The 18,190-nt window shown below is 47.0% G+C and carries 13 protein-coding genes and 1 pseudogene; 4 read left to right on the top strand and 10 right to left on the bottom strand.

What is annotated here, in order from left to right; genetic code table 11:
* Positions 1–306: 306 nt before the first annotated feature.
* The 3 genes from H6F74_RS27990 to H6F74_RS27980 all read right to left on the bottom strand — a co-directional run bounded on the left by H6F74_RS27990 (position 307) and on the right by H6F74_RS27980 (position 2,862).
* Entirely contained in the window at positions 307–1,095 is a 789-nt protein-coding gene (locus H6F74_RS27990; protein ID WP_190445376.1) for a response regulator, read from the bottom strand.
* 132 nt (positions 1,096–1,227) lie between these two features.
* Positions 1,228–1,797, bottom strand: a complete 570-nt coding sequence (locus tag H6F74_RS27985) for a response regulator (protein ID WP_242022600.1) — start codon at positions 1,795–1,797, stop codon at positions 1,228–1,230.
* A 390-nt stretch (positions 1,798–2,187) separates the two neighbouring features.
* Complete coding sequence (locus H6F74_RS27980) at positions 2,188–2,862, bottom strand: PAS domain S-box protein (RefSeq protein ID WP_190445375.1); 675 nt, start codon at positions 2,860–2,862, stop codon at positions 2,188–2,190.
* 755 nt (positions 2,863–3,617) lie between these two features.
* Here H6F74_RS27980 and H6F74_RS27975 point away from each other — a divergent pair.
* Entirely contained in the window at positions 3,618–6,074 is a 2,457-nt protein-coding gene (locus tag H6F74_RS27975) for a filamentous hemagglutinin N-terminal domain-containing protein (protein ID WP_190445374.1), read from the top strand.
* 176 nt (positions 6,075–6,250) lie between these two features.
* The gene (locus H6F74_RS27970) at positions 6,251–8,911 is read left to right on the top strand and encodes a CHAT domain-containing protein (protein ID WP_190445373.1); all 2,661 of its coding nucleotides are present in this window, start codon (positions 6,251–6,253) and stop codon (positions 8,909–8,911) included.
* 40 nt (positions 8,912–8,951) lie between these two features.
* On the opposite strand, the gene H6F74_RS27965 is transcribed toward H6F74_RS27970, so the two are convergent.
* The 6 genes from H6F74_RS27965 to H6F74_RS27940 form a co-directional block, all read right to left on the bottom strand.
* On the bottom strand, positions 8,952–9,779 hold the full coding sequence (locus H6F74_RS27965) for a DUF928 domain-containing protein (protein ID WP_190445372.1): 828 nt from the start codon (positions 9,777–9,779) through the stop codon (positions 8,952–8,954).
* The gene (locus tag H6F74_RS27960) at positions 9,776–12,151 is read right to left on the bottom strand and encodes a CHASE2 domain-containing protein (protein WP_190445371.1); all 2,376 of its coding nucleotides are present in this window, start codon (positions 12,149–12,151) and stop codon (positions 9,776–9,778) included. The genes H6F74_RS27965 and H6F74_RS27960 overlap by 4 nt, the downstream gene beginning before the upstream one ends.
* Positions 12,152–12,172: 21 nt before the next feature.
* Positions 12,173–13,156, bottom strand: coding sequence for a DUF1822 family protein (locus tag H6F74_RS27955; RefSeq protein ID WP_190445370.1), 984 nt, complete (start codon positions 13,154–13,156; stop codon positions 12,173–12,175).
* Positions 13,157–13,170: 14 nt separating this feature from the next.
* The gene (locus H6F74_RS27950) at positions 13,171–13,815 is read right to left on the bottom strand and encodes a sigma-70 family RNA polymerase sigma factor (protein ID WP_190445369.1); all 645 of its coding nucleotides are present in this window, start codon (positions 13,813–13,815) and stop codon (positions 13,171–13,173) included.
* Positions 13,816–14,546: 731 nt separating this feature from the next.
* On the bottom strand, positions 14,547–14,675 hold the full coding sequence (locus tag H6F74_RS30785) for a hypothetical protein (RefSeq protein WP_277875886.1): 129 nt from the start codon (positions 14,673–14,675) through the stop codon (positions 14,547–14,549).
* 263 nt (positions 14,676–14,938) lie between these two features.
* Positions 14,939–16,630: a ShlB/FhaC/HecB family hemolysin secretion/activation protein gene (locus H6F74_RS27940; protein WP_347269567.1), complete on the bottom strand. Its 1,692-nt coding sequence runs from the start codon at positions 16,628–16,630 to the stop codon at positions 14,939–14,941.
* A gap of 432 nt (positions 16,631–17,062) precedes the next feature.
* On the opposite strand from H6F74_RS27940, the gene H6F74_RS27935 reads away from it, so the two are divergent.
* Both H6F74_RS27935 and H6F74_RS27930 read left to right on the top strand, forming a co-directional pair.
* Positions 17,063–17,233 carry a hypothetical protein gene (locus tag H6F74_RS27935; RefSeq protein ID WP_190445367.1) on the top strand — a complete coding sequence of 57 codons (171 nt, stop codon included), beginning with the start codon at positions 17,063–17,065 and terminating at the stop codon, positions 17,231–17,233.
* A gap of 62 nt (positions 17,234–17,295) precedes the next feature.
* Entirely contained in the window at positions 17,296–17,460 is a 165-nt protein-coding gene (locus H6F74_RS27930; RefSeq protein WP_206756370.1) for a hypothetical protein, read from the top strand.
* Between the two features lie 176 nt (positions 17,461–17,636).
* Here H6F74_RS27930 and H6F74_RS27925 read toward each other — a convergent pair.
* Positions 17,637–18,012 (bottom strand): annotated as a pseudogene (locus H6F74_RS27925) (IS4 family transposase); the annotation flags it as partial.
* Between the last annotated feature and the right edge of the window lie 178 nt (positions 18,013–18,190).

Below are 18,190 nucleotides of genomic sequence, written 5' to 3'. Positions count from 1 at the left end.
TCGCCACCAGTTGGAACAGTAAACAGGACTCCTCATCAGCTAGGCGACTTTACCAATCATTGCTCCGTGCTGTTGGGAACTTGCGTTCCTCACATTCAGAACTGCTAATGGTTCTTAAGCCTGAAAGCTTCGTCTAGACAGGCTCGTTTAAACCTAAGCTTAGAAGTCAAGTTAGCGCGATCGCATTGACAGATTTTTCGCTCTTGATTGATGATTTTTTCGCTGTTTTGTAAGTAGTCTTTTGCAAAAACTTTTTTGAGACGTAAAGCGCCTGTAAGACGTGAGCTAGTTCTGCTAGATACTGAGCTAATTACGCTGCGCGTTGCGCCAAGCTTGAGGTGTGGTTGCGTGATATTGGCGAAACTGGCGGAAGAAATGACCTGCATTCTGATAGCCCACCGCCTCGGCAATCCTATCTACTGAGTGGTTAGTCTCTAGGAGCAAGGAACACGCCTCTGCCATCCGGCGCTCGACAATCCAGCGGTTCACTGTTTTTCCCGTCTGATGTCGCACCAAGTCAGTTAAATAAGCCGGAGAGTAACGAACTGCTTTGGCTACATCCTTGAGGGTAATTGGTTGATTATAATTGGCGTCAATAAAGTGGAAGACTTCATTCAACTTTGGGCTGGATGGAAAAATCGACTGAGGGATTACGGGTTTCGCCGTGTCAGCCGATGGTAGCTCTGAGATTCGTTGGGACTCAATAGCACACCACTGCCTGAGGGCTGCCTGTTTTTCCAGTCGAACTGCGATCGCCTCCAGTAATTCCTCTACCGTAGTGGGCTTGGTGAGATAGTCATCCGCTCCCAGATTCATCCCTTGGCGAAGTTCAGACTTGGTACCCTTAGCCGTGAGAAAAATGAAAGGAATCATTGCGGTAACAGGATCTTGGCGCAGTGTGCTTAAAACGCCGTAACCATCAAGTTCCGGCATCATAATGTCACAAAGTACCAAATCGGGCAACTGTTCCTGTGCTCTCTGGACACCGACACGACCATTTTCTGCACCGATCGCATTGAACCCTTCTTCCTCTAAGCTTTCTAGATAGATATCTCGGCTTTGTGCCTCATCTTCAATCACCAGAATCTTTTTCATTGTCTCCTCCTGATAGATCGTTATTGTCAGTTGGAAAAATCAACAGAGGAGTTACTTCTGACGCTACTAGAAGAGTGCAACAGCAGCATGAGAGTAAACCTAGTGCCTCCGTTCTTCATCACGGCAATTTGCTCACCATGTAAGTTCACAAACATTTGCGATCGCTCTCAATAAGTCCTCGGCTGTACAGGGCTTAGTGAGATAATCATCCGCTCCCAACTCCATGCCGTAGCGGCGTTCCGCCTCAGTCGTCTTAGCCGTGAGAAAAATGACTGGAATAGTTGCTGTGCCAGGGTTCTGGCGTAGCGTGCTTAGGACACCGTAACCATCAAGTTCCGGCATCATAATGTCGCAAATCACCAAGTCAGGCAGATGTTCCTGTGTCAGCTGGACGCCAACAAAGCCATTTTCTGCACTGATGGTGTAAAATCCTTCTGCCTCCAGGCATTCTAGATAGATATCTCGGGTTTGTGCCTCATCTTCGATTACTAAGATTTTTTTCATCGTTTTGTAGCTTCTCAATGTTTGCTGATTCATGTAAAAGGAAAAGAAACCCAGTTCCAATTTAGCCAGCCATTTTTTCAACCACTGGTTCTGCTCTACGCTGTTGTTGACATAGTTAATTTGCTGGGCATAGCTTTCTGGAACGCTTTTTTCTGCTACCAGCCACAAATTTTTGCAACAGAGTCCTTCAACCTTCAAGTTCTCTAATCAATTTTTCGTTGTTCTTCAACCATGTTGAATTCTTCGCAAACGCCTTTACAACTAGAAACTAAAGGATGCAAAGTTTGATAACAATGCCTAATTCTTCGATAAAACTAACACTTTTTTCGCTTCTACTATCTTTAATTTGAAAGAACACTTCTCCATCCCAGCGAGAGAGTTTCAAATCAACTGTGCTATCTAAAGGGGAATATTTGCTAGCTATTCGAGAGTAGATTCGTGAGAATGGGCTACAGTAGTTCTTCATTTACGCAAGCTGTTGAGCCAAGGCTTCCAAAGATAACGGTATGCTGGCTACTGTCGCTCAGTTGTATTTCTGCAACCAAGTTACAGCAGCATGGGTTTAAATCAATTGCTCTGGAGTCAATGTTAGTTTTCCTGCTTCTGCTCTACGGATGATTTAACTTGATCTAACAACTGGCTGAGCTGTTCAACAGCTGTTCGGATGCGCTCGATATACGGTTGTTTTTTCTCCTCAGTCCATTGCTGGCTGTAACGCCTCAGTAAGCTGGTAGAGAATGAGACGATGTTTAGCAGGTTGCGGAATTCATGACGAAACAAAGAGATAAAGTGCGCTCTCTGTTCGCCGAGTTCTTTTTCTTGTTGCAGAGTGGCGCGAATTTCTACTTCTGCTTGTTTGCGCCTGGTAATGTCGCGGACGAAGACATAGCCACACTCCCTGCCGTAGAATTCCAGATAGGTGACGGCGATCTCCACCGGAAAGCTCTGATCATCCTTAGCCAGATGTAGAGATTCAAAGTAGAGGGAACCTTGCTGCTTGATAGTTTTCCAATACTCTGACCAAACTTTTGGCGAAAAGTTTGGGTCTACGTCGTGCATAGTCATGGAGAGCAATTCCTCACGGGAATACCCAACCAACCTACAAATCGCATCGTTGACGTACAGAAAGTGCGCGTCTGGTGCCACACAGAAAACAGCATCTGTGCCACGATCCATCAGGAACTTGGTTAATTGCAACTCCTCTTCTGTCTGTAGTGTGACTTGAGGGTTGCGTTGATCTGAAATACTGTTGCCAAAAACCATAGTTCAACTCACTGCAATTGCTGATTACTCAGGTTTATCCGTCTGCCGTCAAGTTAATGGTTGTACTTGAAACTGACTTTTCCCACCATCTTTTTTTCCAGAGATAAATTAGTGCGATTATCACAATGTGACTTTTAATATTTCTGGCTAAATGTGGCTTATACAGTCTGACCTCCTTTTAGCTGAAACTTTTCTGTACATAATTTTCAGTGCCTCAGGTTGAAGTTCATAAGTATGCTCCTTGAGTACCGGGGAAATTTCGATTTTATTGCGAAGCTGAAACTTGCAAACCTCTATTAGCTTCTCTGGCTCTGAGCAGACAAATTATGTAGAATGTTAAAAAACTTTACACGAGCCGGTGGAAGGTCACAGAGGAAGTGCGAGGTTAAGGGTTTGCTGACAATAGGCGGCAGTTGTTGAGATACTTTGCTCCTGAATATGTCTTCTCAACTACAATCCACCCACAACACCTACCATCTGTGCATAAACGCGCACACGCTCTTCGGGAGACGGACAAAGGCGCTCAAGCCCAAACTCTCTGGAACCAGATATTTCACAAAGCCTTTTCGGATGAGATATCGCTCTAATTGAGCATCTGGCTCAATTAGAGCGATATAGCACTTAACAACGATTGCAACTGCGATCGCAATTATGCGTAGCTATACCAGCATCCTACCGTTTGCTTTCCTGTCTATCCTGATTAGTAATGGGCTGTAGTTCGCTCAACAACTGTTGCTCTGGAGGAGGCTTTTGCTGTGATAGCTCAAAGTGGTCGGAGTTGGAAGTTAGGGCCAGTGAGTGGGTTAGCGATGACTGGGGCGATCGCTTTTTCTGGAACTGGCACTTTTGCCCAGATCACTCCCGACTCTTCCTTAGGAACTGTAGTCACTCCTAACAGCACAACCTTGGAAATTACAGGAGGGACAACTGCTGGCAATACTAATCTATTCCACAGTTTTGAGAACTTTAGCATTCCCGACAGAGGCATTGCTGATTTCCTCAACGCTCCTGCGATCGCCAACATCCTAGCCAGAGTTACAGGTGGCTCTCCTTCTGATATTCAAGGGCTGATTCGAGCTGGAGGCAATGCCAATCTTTTTCTCATCAATCCCAACGGTATTATATTTGGGCAGAATGCTCAGCTAGATATTGGTGGTTCATTTGTCGGGACAACCGCTAATGCGATCGCATTCCCCGGTGGTGGTGAGTTTTCCCTAACTTCAGCCGTTTCTCCCGATAATCCGTTGCTGATAGTTAATCCTTCGGCTTTGCTATTCAATCAAATTGTCGCCCAGCCGACTAATTCCATTGAAGTCAGAGGAACTCTAGCAGTTGATGAAAATCAAAGCTTGCTACTAATTGGGGGTAATGTGTCTCCAACTACCACTTCAACCGGGAAAATCTCGATTGAAGGCGGTTCTTTGAACGCTCCCGGAGGTCGAGTGGAACTGGGAGGATTATTAGGAGTAGGAACTGTTGGGCTAAATGTTGATGGCAATGACCTGCGTTTAAGTTTTCCCGATGGCATCACGCGAACCGATGTATCTCTTACTGATGGTGCAAACGTGAATGTACGCGCTGGTGGTGGCGGGAGTATTGTCGTCAACGCCCAGAATTTCAATATGACAGGAGGAAGCCAACTTCAGGCGGGGATAAATTCACCGTTAGGGTCGCCTGAGAGCAAAGCGGGAGATATTGAAATTATTGCCTTGGATACCATCTCCTTCGATGGGGTCGGGAGCAATGGATTATCGAGTGGTGTATTCAGCACTGTGGAGCGTGGAGCTGTAGGCAACGGGGGGGACATCAGCATCACAACAAAATCTCTTTTGCTAACCAATGGTGCTGTAGTGTCTGCTGAAACTTTTGCACAGGGGGATGGGGGTAGCATCAGGATTACTGCCTCGGATACCCTCTCCTTTGATGGCTTGGGGAGCAATGAATTATCGAGTGGGTTGTTGAGTGGCACCAGGACACCAGCCACGGGTGAGGGCGGTGATATTACAGTTACTACTAATGTCCTGCGCCTAGCGAATGGAGCTGTTTTAAGTGCGCGAACCTGGAACGTCTCTAGTGGCGGTAGTATCACGGTTGATACCAACAACCTTGAGCTTAGTGGTGGCGGACAACTACTCACAACCGGCTACAGCACCGGAGCAGCAGGTAACATCACTGTCAATGCAACTGACAGCATTACGATTTCTGGCTTTGACCCCACCTTCAATGAGCGACTTGCCCAACAGACTGATCCGTCAAGGCTCGATCAGGCTGACGCGGCTAGTGGGGTATTTGCTGATACAATTCAAATTCCTAATCTTGACCCCACAGGTGAGGGGGGAAACTTAAGGATTACGACTGAACAGTTGATTGTCCGCGAGGGAGGTAAAGTCGCTGTGAGTACTGAAGGGTCAGGGGATGCAGGCGACCTTTGGATACAAGCTGACTCTATCCGTCTAGACACTGCTGCACGCCTTGAGGCTGACACCAGAAGCCAAAAGCCTGACAGCCCAGAAGGGCAGGGAAATATCACACTACTTTCTCAGGAATTGGTGTTGCGTCGTGGCAGCAATATCACCACCAACGCCACTGGCACAGCTACTGGCGGCAATATTAGCATTGATACTGGTGTCATAGCCGCCTTAGAAGATAGCAACATCAGTGCCAATGCCGAAGATGCCTTCGGGGGTCGGGTCTTTATCACCGCTCAAGGCATTTGGGGTACAGAATTCCGGGAAGAAGAGACACCCCAAAGTGACATCACAGCCACGTCTGAACTTGGATCTGAGTTCAGAGGGATTGTGGAAATCAATACGCCTGATGTTGACCCCAGCCGTGGATTAGTCAACTTGCCAACCATACCAGTTGATACTGAAGTAGCACAGGGTTGTAGCGCAGGTGGAAGTCAAGCTCAAAGCGAATTTATTATCACTGGTCGCGGCGGCTTGCCACCGAATCCGGGTGAAGCACTCAGCACTGATGCCGTTCAAGTAGATTTAGTTACTCTCAACCCTAGAATAGAGAACCGCTCTATTCCAAATATTTCCACGAATCCAACTAGGCCCACACCAGTTCCTCTCGTAGAAGCTCAGGGGTGGGTAAGGGGTGCCAATGGCAAAGTGGTACTCATAGCGAATGCGCCCACCGTCACGCCCCATCGTTCTTGGCAGAGGCCACCTGAGTGCAGTGCGCTTCAGTCGAACCCTAAGCTTTGATGTAGCAGATATCTCCGAAAATTAATCTGAAACCCTTGCCCTGCCTGAGTCGATATTTAATTTTTGGAGATGTCTAGTAGTTGAGCAACTAAATTCACAACTTGTTGCAGTTGGAGCATTCTTTTCGCCACCACTGCTTTTTCCAGCAAAGACACTCTGCGAACAAAGGCAAGAACATGACAAGAAAACGGTCTGTATTTTTCCGTAGAGTCCGTCGCCTGCTGAAGTACGTGCAGGCAAGAACGTACCGCCTCTTAACCCTACCGCTCCTTTTGGCTATGTTCTTGGGTACGGCAATATTGCCGCCCGCTTTTGCCTATATGGTTGCAGAAAACACCATTGTCCAAAGTAGACCCGATGCCCAAGAGATAGATCGACAAGCTAGAAAACTCTACGAAGCAGAACGGTTTTCTGAGTCAGCTTCCCTCTGGGAACAAGCTGCTACTGACTTCAAAGCCTCTGGGGATGGACTTCAAGCAGCCATGTCCTTGAGCAATCTCTCCCTAGCTTATCAGCAACTTGGACAGTGGACTGAAGCATCTCAAGCGATCGCCCAAAGTCTAAATCTATTACAGACCGGACAAAATCTCGGCACCTCGAAAGAGCGATCGCTTCTCCTCGCCCAAGCCCTAGATGTTCAAGGTCGCCTGCAACTAGCACTCTCGAAATCTCAAGAAGCCCTAACTACTTGGCAGCAAGCAGCTAACATTTATGCACAAGTAGGCGACACCTTAGGGATAACTCGTAGCCGTGTTAACCAAGCCCAAGCCCTTCAAGCTTTGGGGCTTTACCGTCTGGCCCAGCAGACGTTAACCGAAACTACTCAACTTCTGGAAAAACAACCCGATTCCCTTCTCAAGGTTACAGGGCTGCGGAGCCTCGGCAACGTCCTTCGAGTCGTTGGCGATTTAGGGCAATCCCGGCAAATCTTGCAGCAGAGTAAAGAAGTGGCTACGCGAGTGCAATCTCCTCAAGCTATCAGCGATGCCCTGCTCAGTCTAGGCAACACAGCCCGCGCCCAACAAGATACCCAAGCCGCTTTGGAGTTTTACCAGCAGGCTGCCCTCACATCCGTCTCACCCGCTACGCTCATCCAGTCTCAGATGAATCAGCTGAGCCTATTGTTGGAAAACGAGCAATTGAGCGCTGCCTATACATTGTTGCCCCAAATCCAGTCTCAAATTAGCAATCTACCCGCTAGTCGAATGGCGGTTTACGCCCGGATTAACTTTGCCCAAAGCCTGATGAAGCTAGGGACTGGGGGGCTGCGGGATTCCGGAAGCAACAGACAACCAACAACGGACATCGCTCAACTGCTAGCTACAGCTGTCCAGCAGAGCAAAAGCCTCAAAGACCAGCGAGCAGAATCCTATGCCTTAGGCACTCTTGGCGGGCTGTACGAACAAACAAGGCAGTTATCTAATGCCTTTGACCTCACCCAGCAAGCCCGGCTTCTAGCCCAAAGTATTGATGATCCGGATATTGCCTATCAATGGCAATGGCAGTTAGGACGTTTACTCAAGGCTCAGGGAAATATTCAACAAGGGATCGCAGCTTACACGGAAGCATTCAACACTCTCAAGTTTCTCCGCCGCGACTTGGTCGCTATCAACCCAGAGGTTCAGTTTTCCTTTCGGGAAAGTGTGGAACCCGTCTATCGACAGCTAGTTGATTTGCTCTTGCAACCTGTAGGAACTTCCGAACCCAGTCAAGACAATTTTATAAAAGCCCGTGAAGTCATTGAAGCTCTCCAGTTGGCAGAACTAGACAACTTCTTGCGGGAAGCCTGCTTACAAGCAACAGTGGAGATTGACAAAGTAGTTGACCAAGAAAATTCAACAGCAATCATCTATCCAATTATTTTGCCAGACCGGCTAGAGGTTATCCTCAAAGTATCCCAGCAAAAAGACCTGTACCACTACTCCACTCCTATAGCCGAAAGCCAAGCAGAAAGCATTCTAAACGAGCTACGGCAACAACTAACAGAACCTGATGCAACTGAAGAAGTTAAAACCTTGTCCCAACAGGTATATAACTGGTTGATCAAACCTGCTGCGGCAAATTTAGCCCAAAGTAATGTCAAAAAGTTAGTGTTTGTACTAGATGGTTCCTTGCGGAATATCCCAATGGCGGCTCTCTACGACGGTAAACAGTATCTCGTGGAAAACTACAGCGTTGCCCTAACCCCTGGTCTGCATCTGATAGACCCTAAACCTTTAAAGCAGAGACAATTAAAGGCAATAGTCGCCGGAGTGAGTGAACCACGTTCGGGATTTTCTGCACTACCCAACGTGAAGCGCGAATTAGAGGAAATTCAGTCTGAAGTATCCAGTAAGGTACTTCTTAATCAAGAGTTTACCAGCACGGCTCTGCAAGAGCGGGTTAACTCGCTGCCTTTCCCTGTAGTTCATCTTGCAACTCACGGTCAGTTCAGCTCTCAGGCTTCAAAGACATTTATTGTCGCTTGGGATAAGCGCATCTATGTCAACGAGTTGAATAACTTACTGCGAACTAGAGACCAAAGCCAGCCCAACAATGCTATTGAACTACTCGTTCTTAGCGCCTGTCAAACAGCTGCTGGCGACAACCGGGCAGCTTTAGGAATCGCTGGAGTAGCGGTGCGGGCGGGAGCGCGTAGTACCCTAGCTTCTCTGTGGAACGTGGATGATGAGTCTACCGCTCTCCTGATGAGCCAGTTTTACCGAGAGTTAACTAATAATCAAGCATTACCTAAAGCTGAAGCACTGCGTCACGCTCAGCTGGCTCTTTTAAAGAATCCTCAATTTCAACGTCCGATGTTTTGGGCACCCTACATTTTATTGGGTAATTGGCTTTAAAAAATTAAAAAACGAAGATATTTCTTCGTTTTTTTAATTCTTAATTGTTAGTAGGGATGCAGCATTCTACTATTGGCTCTTTTGCAATACTATCCAAGCCAACGCTTTGCAACAGGGCAGCCCAATCAAGAGCTTTCGGATCGGTACGGCGAAGCTGGGAGGCAACAGTCAACGCCTCGTACCAAAAACCGTTGGTGGCATAAAGGGCAACGCGATCGCGTGGTGTCGCTTTCTCTAACTGACTCTCCAGGGCAGGGTTCAGTGAGTTTCTTTGAATCCACCCCTCAACAAAAACAGGTGGTTGTTGTTGTTGTGGCTTACAGTAAACCTTGAAATACCAATGATACTGCTCACCAACCTTTAAGGAGGGAGCTGTGGATGGAAGGGGCAGGCTAACAACCCCCGGCGTCTTGGGTAACGTGACATCAGTCTGGTAGATTAACTTACCATCTTTATCCCGCAGCGTAAATGTTCCACTAAATGGGGGCTGATAAGGCACATAAAACCAGAAAGTGGGATGCTCGGCGGTCGTCGCTCCCCAGACCAATTCCGCATTCAGAGGCTGATAAGCCGGGTAAACCGGAACCAAGGCAGTAAGCAGCTTTTTCTCAGACATAGAACGCTGTTCGTCCATCTCCTCACAGACACGACGGCTTCCTGCTTCAGAGCGACGACCAGGTTCCCCGATGTCGGCGGGTGGAAGCGGTGCGGCAAATATCAATGCTTCGTTTGATTGTCCGCTGGGGTTTAAGTCCAAGCGTTGCACAAGTAATACCGGGTCAACAGGTTGTGCCTGTAATCGTGTGCAGGCAAGGAGCGCCCAACTAATCGCAAAGGTAAGTTTAATCGTTTGAACAGGTAACTTCATTTGGGCGATCGCTCAAAGTTATCAGTGTATGCTACTGTCGCTGTGGCTCTGGAAATCGTGTAGACTAGCAAACTACCGCCAGTAACTACCAAAGCCAAAACTGATGGGACGAGGGGTATCCAAATGCCTTGGGTGAATAGACCAAAGCAAACAACGTATAAAACCGAGAGTGCAGCTCCAGCCGCCAGTCCCAGGTGTAGTCGTGACTGACAGTGCCAGACAAGGATACCTCCCACAAAAGACCAGCTCCAGACCCAAAGAATCTCGCCCCAAACAGGCCAAACTCGTAATAGAGGTCGCCCATCTTTGACCGCACTCAGAATTTGACTCACCATCTGCGCTTGCATAATCACTCCTGGCATTTCTTGGTAGAACCCCTGCCTACCACTGTACGGGGTGGGAATATAATCATGAGCGCTTTCGGCAGTGACACCGATCAGGACAATTCGACCCTTAACTTGATCAGGTTTGACTCGATCGTTAAGAACTTCTGCAAGCGTGACGGTTGGGGCCACCTCTAGAGGGGTGCGGTGGTAGGAGCGGTAATTGAGAAGTATTTGATAGCCCCACGCATCCACTTTTTGATAACCGCCAGTATGAGCTTGCAAGCGATTAAAGACGACGTTGCCCACTTGTAAATCGCCTTGAGGAGTGTACTTGGCAGAAATCCCGTCTGCCTCTAGATAATGGAATGCTAGCTGGGCGCTGAGGCCGTAGGGCGCAGTACAAGGGGATGCGGGGCCTGGTTTCATCGCTAATAGATGGCGACGCAGTACACCGTCTAGGTCTTTGACAACATCACTAAAGCCTTGGCGTTCTGTCGGGACATTAGGAGGGGGCGAAATCCCAGGATGGTTGGCTTCTTGGTCGCGGACTTTGCAAATTGCGAACAAGTTCTCCTGAGTTTGCATACGAGCGGCTAAATCTGCCTGTTTGGGGTCTACAGGATAATCGCGGTAGATATCTAAACCAATCGTTCGCGCTTTGAGTGTCTTAAGTTTCTCCAAGAGTTGAACCAGGGCAAGATCCGATAAAGACCCTTTTCTCTGCTTCTGCTCTTTTAGCTGAAAATCATTTTCGGTGATAGTGACGATGAGGAGGCGCGGATCTTGCCCTTCATCTGGACGCGATCGCATTAACTGGTCGAAAGCTGTAAGCTCCCATGCTTGCAGCATCCCTAGATGGCGCACTCCCATAATCGCAGATGTTACCACCACACTCAAAAGAAGCACTGTTTGCAGACGATGCCATCTAGACAACAAGGAGTGATCGCGCTTTCTCCCATTGCCCTTTTCTGGCCAAGTCATCGGTTCTGCGGCAGGATTGGTGCAGATTACTGGCAACCAAGCTGCACAGGGATATTGCTTCTCTAATCCTTGCAGCCTTTCTCGTGCTTCTCGAACCGCAGCATATAAAGACTGTCCACCCGAAAAAGCTGTTAGAAAATGCCTTAAAAATTCTTGAGCTACCACATCTGGCACTGGTTCCCGCATGACAATTACTTGGGGAATGTGCAAATCCTCCAGATGCTGCACCAAGCCCAAACCATCACAGGAGTTGAAAATCGCTAAGCGTAAACCACGTTCAATTGCTTTTTTTAGGGCATTCCTTAATTTGTCCAGCGTAATCGCGTCTGTTTGATTCAGCTGAAGCAGCCCTTTTTCTTTGCTAGAACTATGTCCGGCAAAAAAGAGGATGTCCCAACCTTGTTTCCAAAGCTGGTCATTTAACTGTTTTGGTTGTGGTTCTACTAAAAATTCTGTTGATGTATTATCTGATAATTGTTCTAGAAAAACCCGGTCTTTTCCCGTATCGATTCCTTGGCTATTACCAAGAATTGCTAAAATCTTTACTTTAGAACCGGGAGTTTGTACGTTAGATTTTTTCAGTCGTTGATACTCCGGGGCGCTCAAGGCAACTTCAGCCTTAGGGTAATCTTCAAAGAATTTCCATAGATGCCAAGGAAGCCGCCGCAGAAGGTTATCGTTAGTTTCAACAATGAAGCGAATTTCTTCGCTTCGGTCTAAGTGCGTTCGTAACTGCTGGTTAATGTTGCCAAACGGTTCCGAGTTGAGCCAAGCATTAATGCTGTTTGACAACCCCTGGCACAAATCGCTAAATTCAACTTCAGAAACATTAGTCACATCGGCTTCTTGAATTTTGATACGAGGACACCAATCCAGACGTTGATACAGAGCCTTATAGAGCAACTGCCAATGTCTGTAAAGTTCGGGAATCTCTGGCGCTGGTGGTAAACGTCCTGTGAACTTCATCGGGTTAGGGTCGCTTTGTTCCCAAAGCTGGGCTGTAACAGCTCCAAAACCGTTCCCCAAATCACCCTTGCCCAAGCTCAAAACAACTAACTTATTCATTGGTGTCTGACAAAAGAGCGGTCAAATTACAAAAGCCTCTTTCATACTGACATCACCGAAAGCCACTTGTAGCTTAAAGCTTTCTCCCGCTCCGCCTTGAAATCGTTTCAGTTGAATGTAGTTATCTTGGAAACGAGATTGTACTTCCTGAAGAGTTTCTCCTGATTCAGAGAGCAAACCTAGTCTGAGGTTGGGTGGCAGATAAGTTTCTCCTCCGACTGGATGCACCTGCACTAAAACCCCCACGTTCTGTTCGTCCTCCGGTGCTAGAGCTACCAGCAGCGCTACGGATTGACTCCCCAGTCTTAGCCCCAAGTCAATCAGCTTCGCCCGCTTGACGCTAGTTTCACCCGCACTGGATGCACTTCTCAGGCTAAAGCCTAAATTCTGTTCTTCTGTGCCTAAAAGTGCTGATATAGACTGCCAACCCGTCTCAAATATATTCTGGAACCATTGGCTTAGGTTAACTGGTTGAGAGTCAGAACCAACAATTGAAGCGAGTTTTTTCTCTGCTTCTAAGGATTGCCCGATCTGATGAATGTGTAAGAGCAAATCTTCGAGCGATCGCAAACAGTCCACAGGTAACTCACCGCTTTCTGGAACCGTTGGAGTAAATCCTAGTAGCGTCGCTTCTCTCAACGATTTGTCAAACTGTACGGCGACATAACCAATTCTATCTGACCAAACTTCTGGCGGAATCTGGACGACAGAGGTATCTGGCAAGACGGGACAACACTCTAATTTACCCTTATTGGGGATGGACAAATCGGCGACATCCATAAAGGTTTGCATCACTGGGTTACGGCTCTGACTAGCTTCCCAATCAGTCTTTATTCCCATACAACTCAAATAGAAATTCACGGCAGATACCGCCAACGTATTGAGATAAACCTGTTTGGCTTTCTTCTGATTGCTTTGTTGTCTGCGAAACTGTTCGGCGAAGCGGTGGGCATCCGAGCTTAGAGGTACGGTGAAAGTTAAAGATTCCGATAGGTTTTCCATCATTTTTTGTCTCTGAATTAAGCAATATTATTGAGATAATATTCTTTCAAATTAGCAGAAAATTTATTTAAACAACGGTAATAAAAACTACTAAGAGTTGGAATTTTCATACCAAGCTCTGCTGAAATTTGTTTCCAGGAATCTCCCAAAATTCGCCGTCTCACTAAGGCTCGGAAGTTAGCTTCTGGATGATTTTCTATATGTTCCTTTTGAAAAAGCTTTTCCGGGTCTGATTCTATATATTCGGTAAGAATTTCATTGAGAACTGGAGGTGATTCCGGTACTGCAAAATTATCCAAGTCTGCAAGGGTCATTTTTTGAATGCCGGGGTTGCCTAAGATTTTCGGAATGGCTTCTTTAAAAAATCGCCGCTCCAAGAGAACATTGGCCCATGCCATCACGCCTCCACGTTCCGGGTCGTACTTGTCAATGTTTTGGCAAATATAAAGTAACAGTTCTTGTCGTGCCTCATCATAAATATCTTCATAAACACCTGAAAATTGACCCCGCTGCGGATAGCAAAGTCTGCCTGATTGCAGAATTCCATTAAGGAGCTTCCTTAAAGCTAGCTGCCGTCCCTGAGTCAACGGTGGATGGTGCTGGGCGCTCTTGGCTAGCTGTTTAAGTTGCTCATCTAGTTCATCAAACGCCGTCTTATTCATTTAAGACACCAAAAGTTATTGAACAGCCGATGCGAACCTCTATCTATTTCTCAGATACGAAACACAAATTTTATGCGAAACGCTGTTTATTGTTACAAAGATTTTCAAAGGCGTTTAGTACAACTAGAACATCGATCTGGTTTAACTACTGCTGTTGAGAGAAATTCCTGCGGAAGCTTTTGAGCCTAGCTAAGACTTAAGGGAGCACCGTTCTTTGGAGAGGATAGTCCGAAGATGATTTGCCAGTAATTAGCTACCAGTCCGAATTCCTGTCAGGTGGCTCAGACTCAGGTCACGCGCCGTGACACTTAAGACTTTCAAACACGGGGAGCGTCCGTGGCCGTATCAAGTATAGATGAACATTGAGAGTGCCAAAGCCAGAACTACAAAGAGCGTCCGCTTAGGTCGTTCAAGTATTTTGGCTGTCACCTTTACAGGGAATAACGTTGACTTTAAAAAGCTTTGACCAGTTGAGTATAAGGTTTCGTATCAAAAAGACGCTTCGGATAAAAGAAGCCGCCTGAACTAGAAAAAGGTAGAGCAACGCATGAGTTCATCCTGCACACAGCACTCATTGCATCACATGACCAATTTGGCGAATTGGGTGAGTGCTGACACTCCAACACACAATTCCATCTCAAAAGGCATAAAGGTGGGTAATTTGCTCAATGCTAAAGGTAGCTAGTCCCCCAGAACGAGGTGCATCTTGCAGCCGCTCACCTATCGGCACCTCACGCCCTGAAAGCTCTAGCCATCGGCGTCGCCATAACCTGACTCATATCACGACTGATGCCTAAACCACGGGCAATCTCTCCATGTCCCTCACCCGTAGCAGCCCGCAGGATAATCTTGGCTCGCATGGCGATTTGTTAACCCGTGCTGGAGCGTTTTAGCAATTTCTCTAATGCTTCTCGTTCGCTCCGACTGAGGGGATAAAGGGGCTGCTTACAGCCTGGACATGACTCATCTAGCTCCACTCAACTATCCCCCTAAATAATAGGCTCATTCGTGCCGTCTCATACTAGGTTTGGAACTTAGGTAAGACGAGCAATCACATACGACACCGCTTTATGCCCCGGCACAACAATTAATAGCGTCAAAGTTGCTCCTAAAAGGACTTACTTTAAAAGGGATTGTATCTGACAGAGAAATACAAACCATTCTCTTGCCATGTTCCATTCCTCGAAGGTAGCTCAATTAAAGGGACACCCCAATCAATGCGAACGCTCAAACGCTCGTGTCGCCACTGTAAGCCCAAACCAACAGATGCCAAAGTATTAGAATTCGTCTCAGCTCTACCAGAGCTATTCCAGACAGTACCAAAATCGACAAACGGGACAATTTGTAAAACACCTTGCCCACTAGAAGTGCGGTAAACGGGTAACTGCAACTCAGCAGATGCAAATATACCATCATCGCTCAACAGGATATCTTGACGATAGCCCCGCACGCTGGCTTGACCGCCTAGTCCAAATTGTTCCAAAGGCATGAGCGCTCTATCTGCTAATTGCACATCAGCACGCACCAACAAGAACTTGTCTGGAGCGAGGCGACGAAACCATTGTCCTTGCCCGCGCCAAGCGAAAAAGCGACTGTCGGGAGCAGTTTCATTAATGGTGGAATCAAACGCATCCAGCCCGAAACTAAATTGAGAACGTAACGCTATAACTTCTCGACTGTTCCGCTGCGTCCATTCCTGAAAAAAACGGAGTGCTGATAACCGCGTCCGTCCTCGGTCGTCAGCTCCCGGCGAAAGGGGGAAGGGGATGTCTAATAGGGAAGTCTCGCTTTCTCGCCGAGAAGCTGTTAAACCGAGGGCTAATTCTTGGGTAGATTGCTGCGTGGCGGTTTGAATGATTGGCTGGCGCAGTGTCAGTTCGTAGTAGCGCGAGGCAGATTTGATATCTAACCGCTCGAAAGGACGTTCAATCACATTGCTCGATGTCGTGCCATAGCTGAAGCGGAGGGTGCCGTTGCGGGGGTTGAAAGGCAACTCATAGCTAACATCTAGGTTATCGCTACCATCTGTATTTGTATAGGCAATATTGACACCATCCCCCTGTCCAAGTAAATTGGCTTCAGTAAGTTGTAATCGGCGTTCAAAGCTGCCAATACTAGGCGATCGCTCATTATCAATTGCTGTTTCGGTGAGAAAGGTTTTTGCTTCTTTTACCCTCACCTCTAGTAAGCTCATCCCTGGTTGGGTTCCTGCTGATAGTTCAGCAGACAGGTTTTCGATCAGGGGATTGAGTTGGAGCAAACGCAAAGCCTCAAGCAGACGTTTTTTATTCAAAGGCTTTGATGTGGCTATAGCTAAACGCGATTGCAGATAGTTGGGGTTGAGTCGCTGGGTACCTGTCACTTTGATACCCTCCAATCCACCCTCAATCACTTGGATTAATACCACACCCCCGTCGATCTGGATTGTTTGATTTTGTGGAATGTAAGCTCCAGAAGTAATGTATCCTCGATTTTTATAGAGTTCAGTCACCGCAGAACGCGCTTGCAGCAGTTGGTCAAAAGTGATGTTCTCTCCAGTGAAGGGATACGTTACCTTTTCAAAGTCTTCGCGGGTGAATACTGTGCTACCGATGACCTGATAACGGTCAACGTTGATGGTACCGGGAGCATTATCCAATGATTCTTCGGGAGTTGTAGTCGCGGGAGGAGACGGTAATGGGTTTAACAGCGGAGGTAGTAGGGGAGGCGTTGGCGACGTTGAGGGAGAAGGTGGTAATGTGTCCTGTGGCGGCGGGGTGACAAGGTTGGGCGCAATAGCCGGATCAACTGTTTGTGAGCGCGCTGTCCCAGCCATCAAAATATTAGTCAAAATGACCAAACCCAGGTAGAGCCACATCTGGCGAGAATGCTGTAACAACTTAATTACCTTTGCACGAAACTACGTAGACCAAGAACTATAGCGAGTCAGAGCGGGTGCTTTGCCTTGAGTACCACTGTCCTATTGTCACCCCTTGCTCAGTTTTGGGCTTCTACAATCGGCTTTAGGGTAAAATTTGTCGGCTGCGTTCTAGTTGAACCAGAGTGATGTTCAGTTAGTGGAGAAGGTAATCAGGTATCTACCTAAGCGCCGTTAGTAGTTAACATCCTGTCTGAATCTATGGCAAACCGCCACGTCTGGTGGTAATAAAGAGTATTTAGACAAACTAGACGACCAAACTACCTCCTAACCTATCAACGAGGGGAGCGCGGGGGGAGGACTCGCACTCACCCCTGAAGAAGTTGAAGAGTGTGCAAACTACTTGATGCTCGCAGATTCTCCAGAGGTAGTGGTTGCAGTATTCGGGATGTTCCGAGACTTCCGGCAGCAGACGAAGCAGGCAATTTGGGCATTGATTCCCAGCTAGAAGAGGGCGCAGCTTTGGGAGATGACGGCAATGGGCTTAACGCGATCGCTTGAACCACGTTCCCGAAAAAGCAGTAACGGAAAATTCCGTCTCAATCCGCCTAAACCCTAAACCCGTGCCCGTGAATCCGTCCATCAAGCAAGGGGCACAAAGAAAATCTAACCCTGGCACTCAGGCAGATGCAATGAGGCTCGGATGCGATCGCGGCGGCGCTGAAGTTGTACCAGCGATTGCAGTCAAACCGCGGCGACAACGAGGCAAGCAACTTATGAACACTTGATGACCCCATGAATGCTTGGATAAGCTGTTGCGCTTTTAAATTACGTTAATAGAATTACCTTTGTTTTTGAGCTTACGCTCCCACTTAATAATTAACTCACCTTCATTTAAAAGTCGATGTAATAAATATTTAAGTTCTTCAATAGAGGTGAAAAGCTGAGGGGGCGACAAAAATAGCTAGAATGGAGATAGAATAAGCTTCATAGCTCTCCGCCCTTGTTGATAATACTTTCGCTTATTAGGATTAAATCTCAATAATGACTCGACTAATTCCCCACAATTCTCTATAAAATTCACCCAAGGCAAGCCCATATAATCCGATATAAAAACTGCTATGCCGCCGAGCTATGCGCCCATATTCTTTAACACGACCGATATATTTCTGGATAGCTTGGCGTTTGATTTTTTGTCCTTGAATTGTGGCTCCAGTATAAGCAAGCGCTATTAATAAAATTGGGGATACTAACCGTTCTCCTGAGACATTTGTACTTTCTAAATTATAATCACCACTCTTAAAATCCCTAAACATTTCTTTAATATCAAATCGTTTTTTATCCCACATTCCGCACCCACAACTGTCACATAGACAGTGGCTTTAAGTGTAGAAGTGAATCATAGTTCAAATATTGAGTATAAATACTCAGTATTTATATATTAATGAGAATCAAGCTCATAATTTGCATCCAATGGCGACTCCTTATGGCAGTTTTCCCTAAATACTGGCGACCCAA

Source organism: Trichocoleus sp. FACHB-90 (assembly GCF_014695505.1).
GTDB classification, from domain to species: Bacteria; Cyanobacteriota; Cyanobacteriia; order Cyanobacteriales; family FACHB-T130; genus Funiculus; species Funiculus sociatus.
Note: the sequence above shows the minus strand (reverse complement) of the source record. Positions and strands in the feature narration are given on the sequence as shown.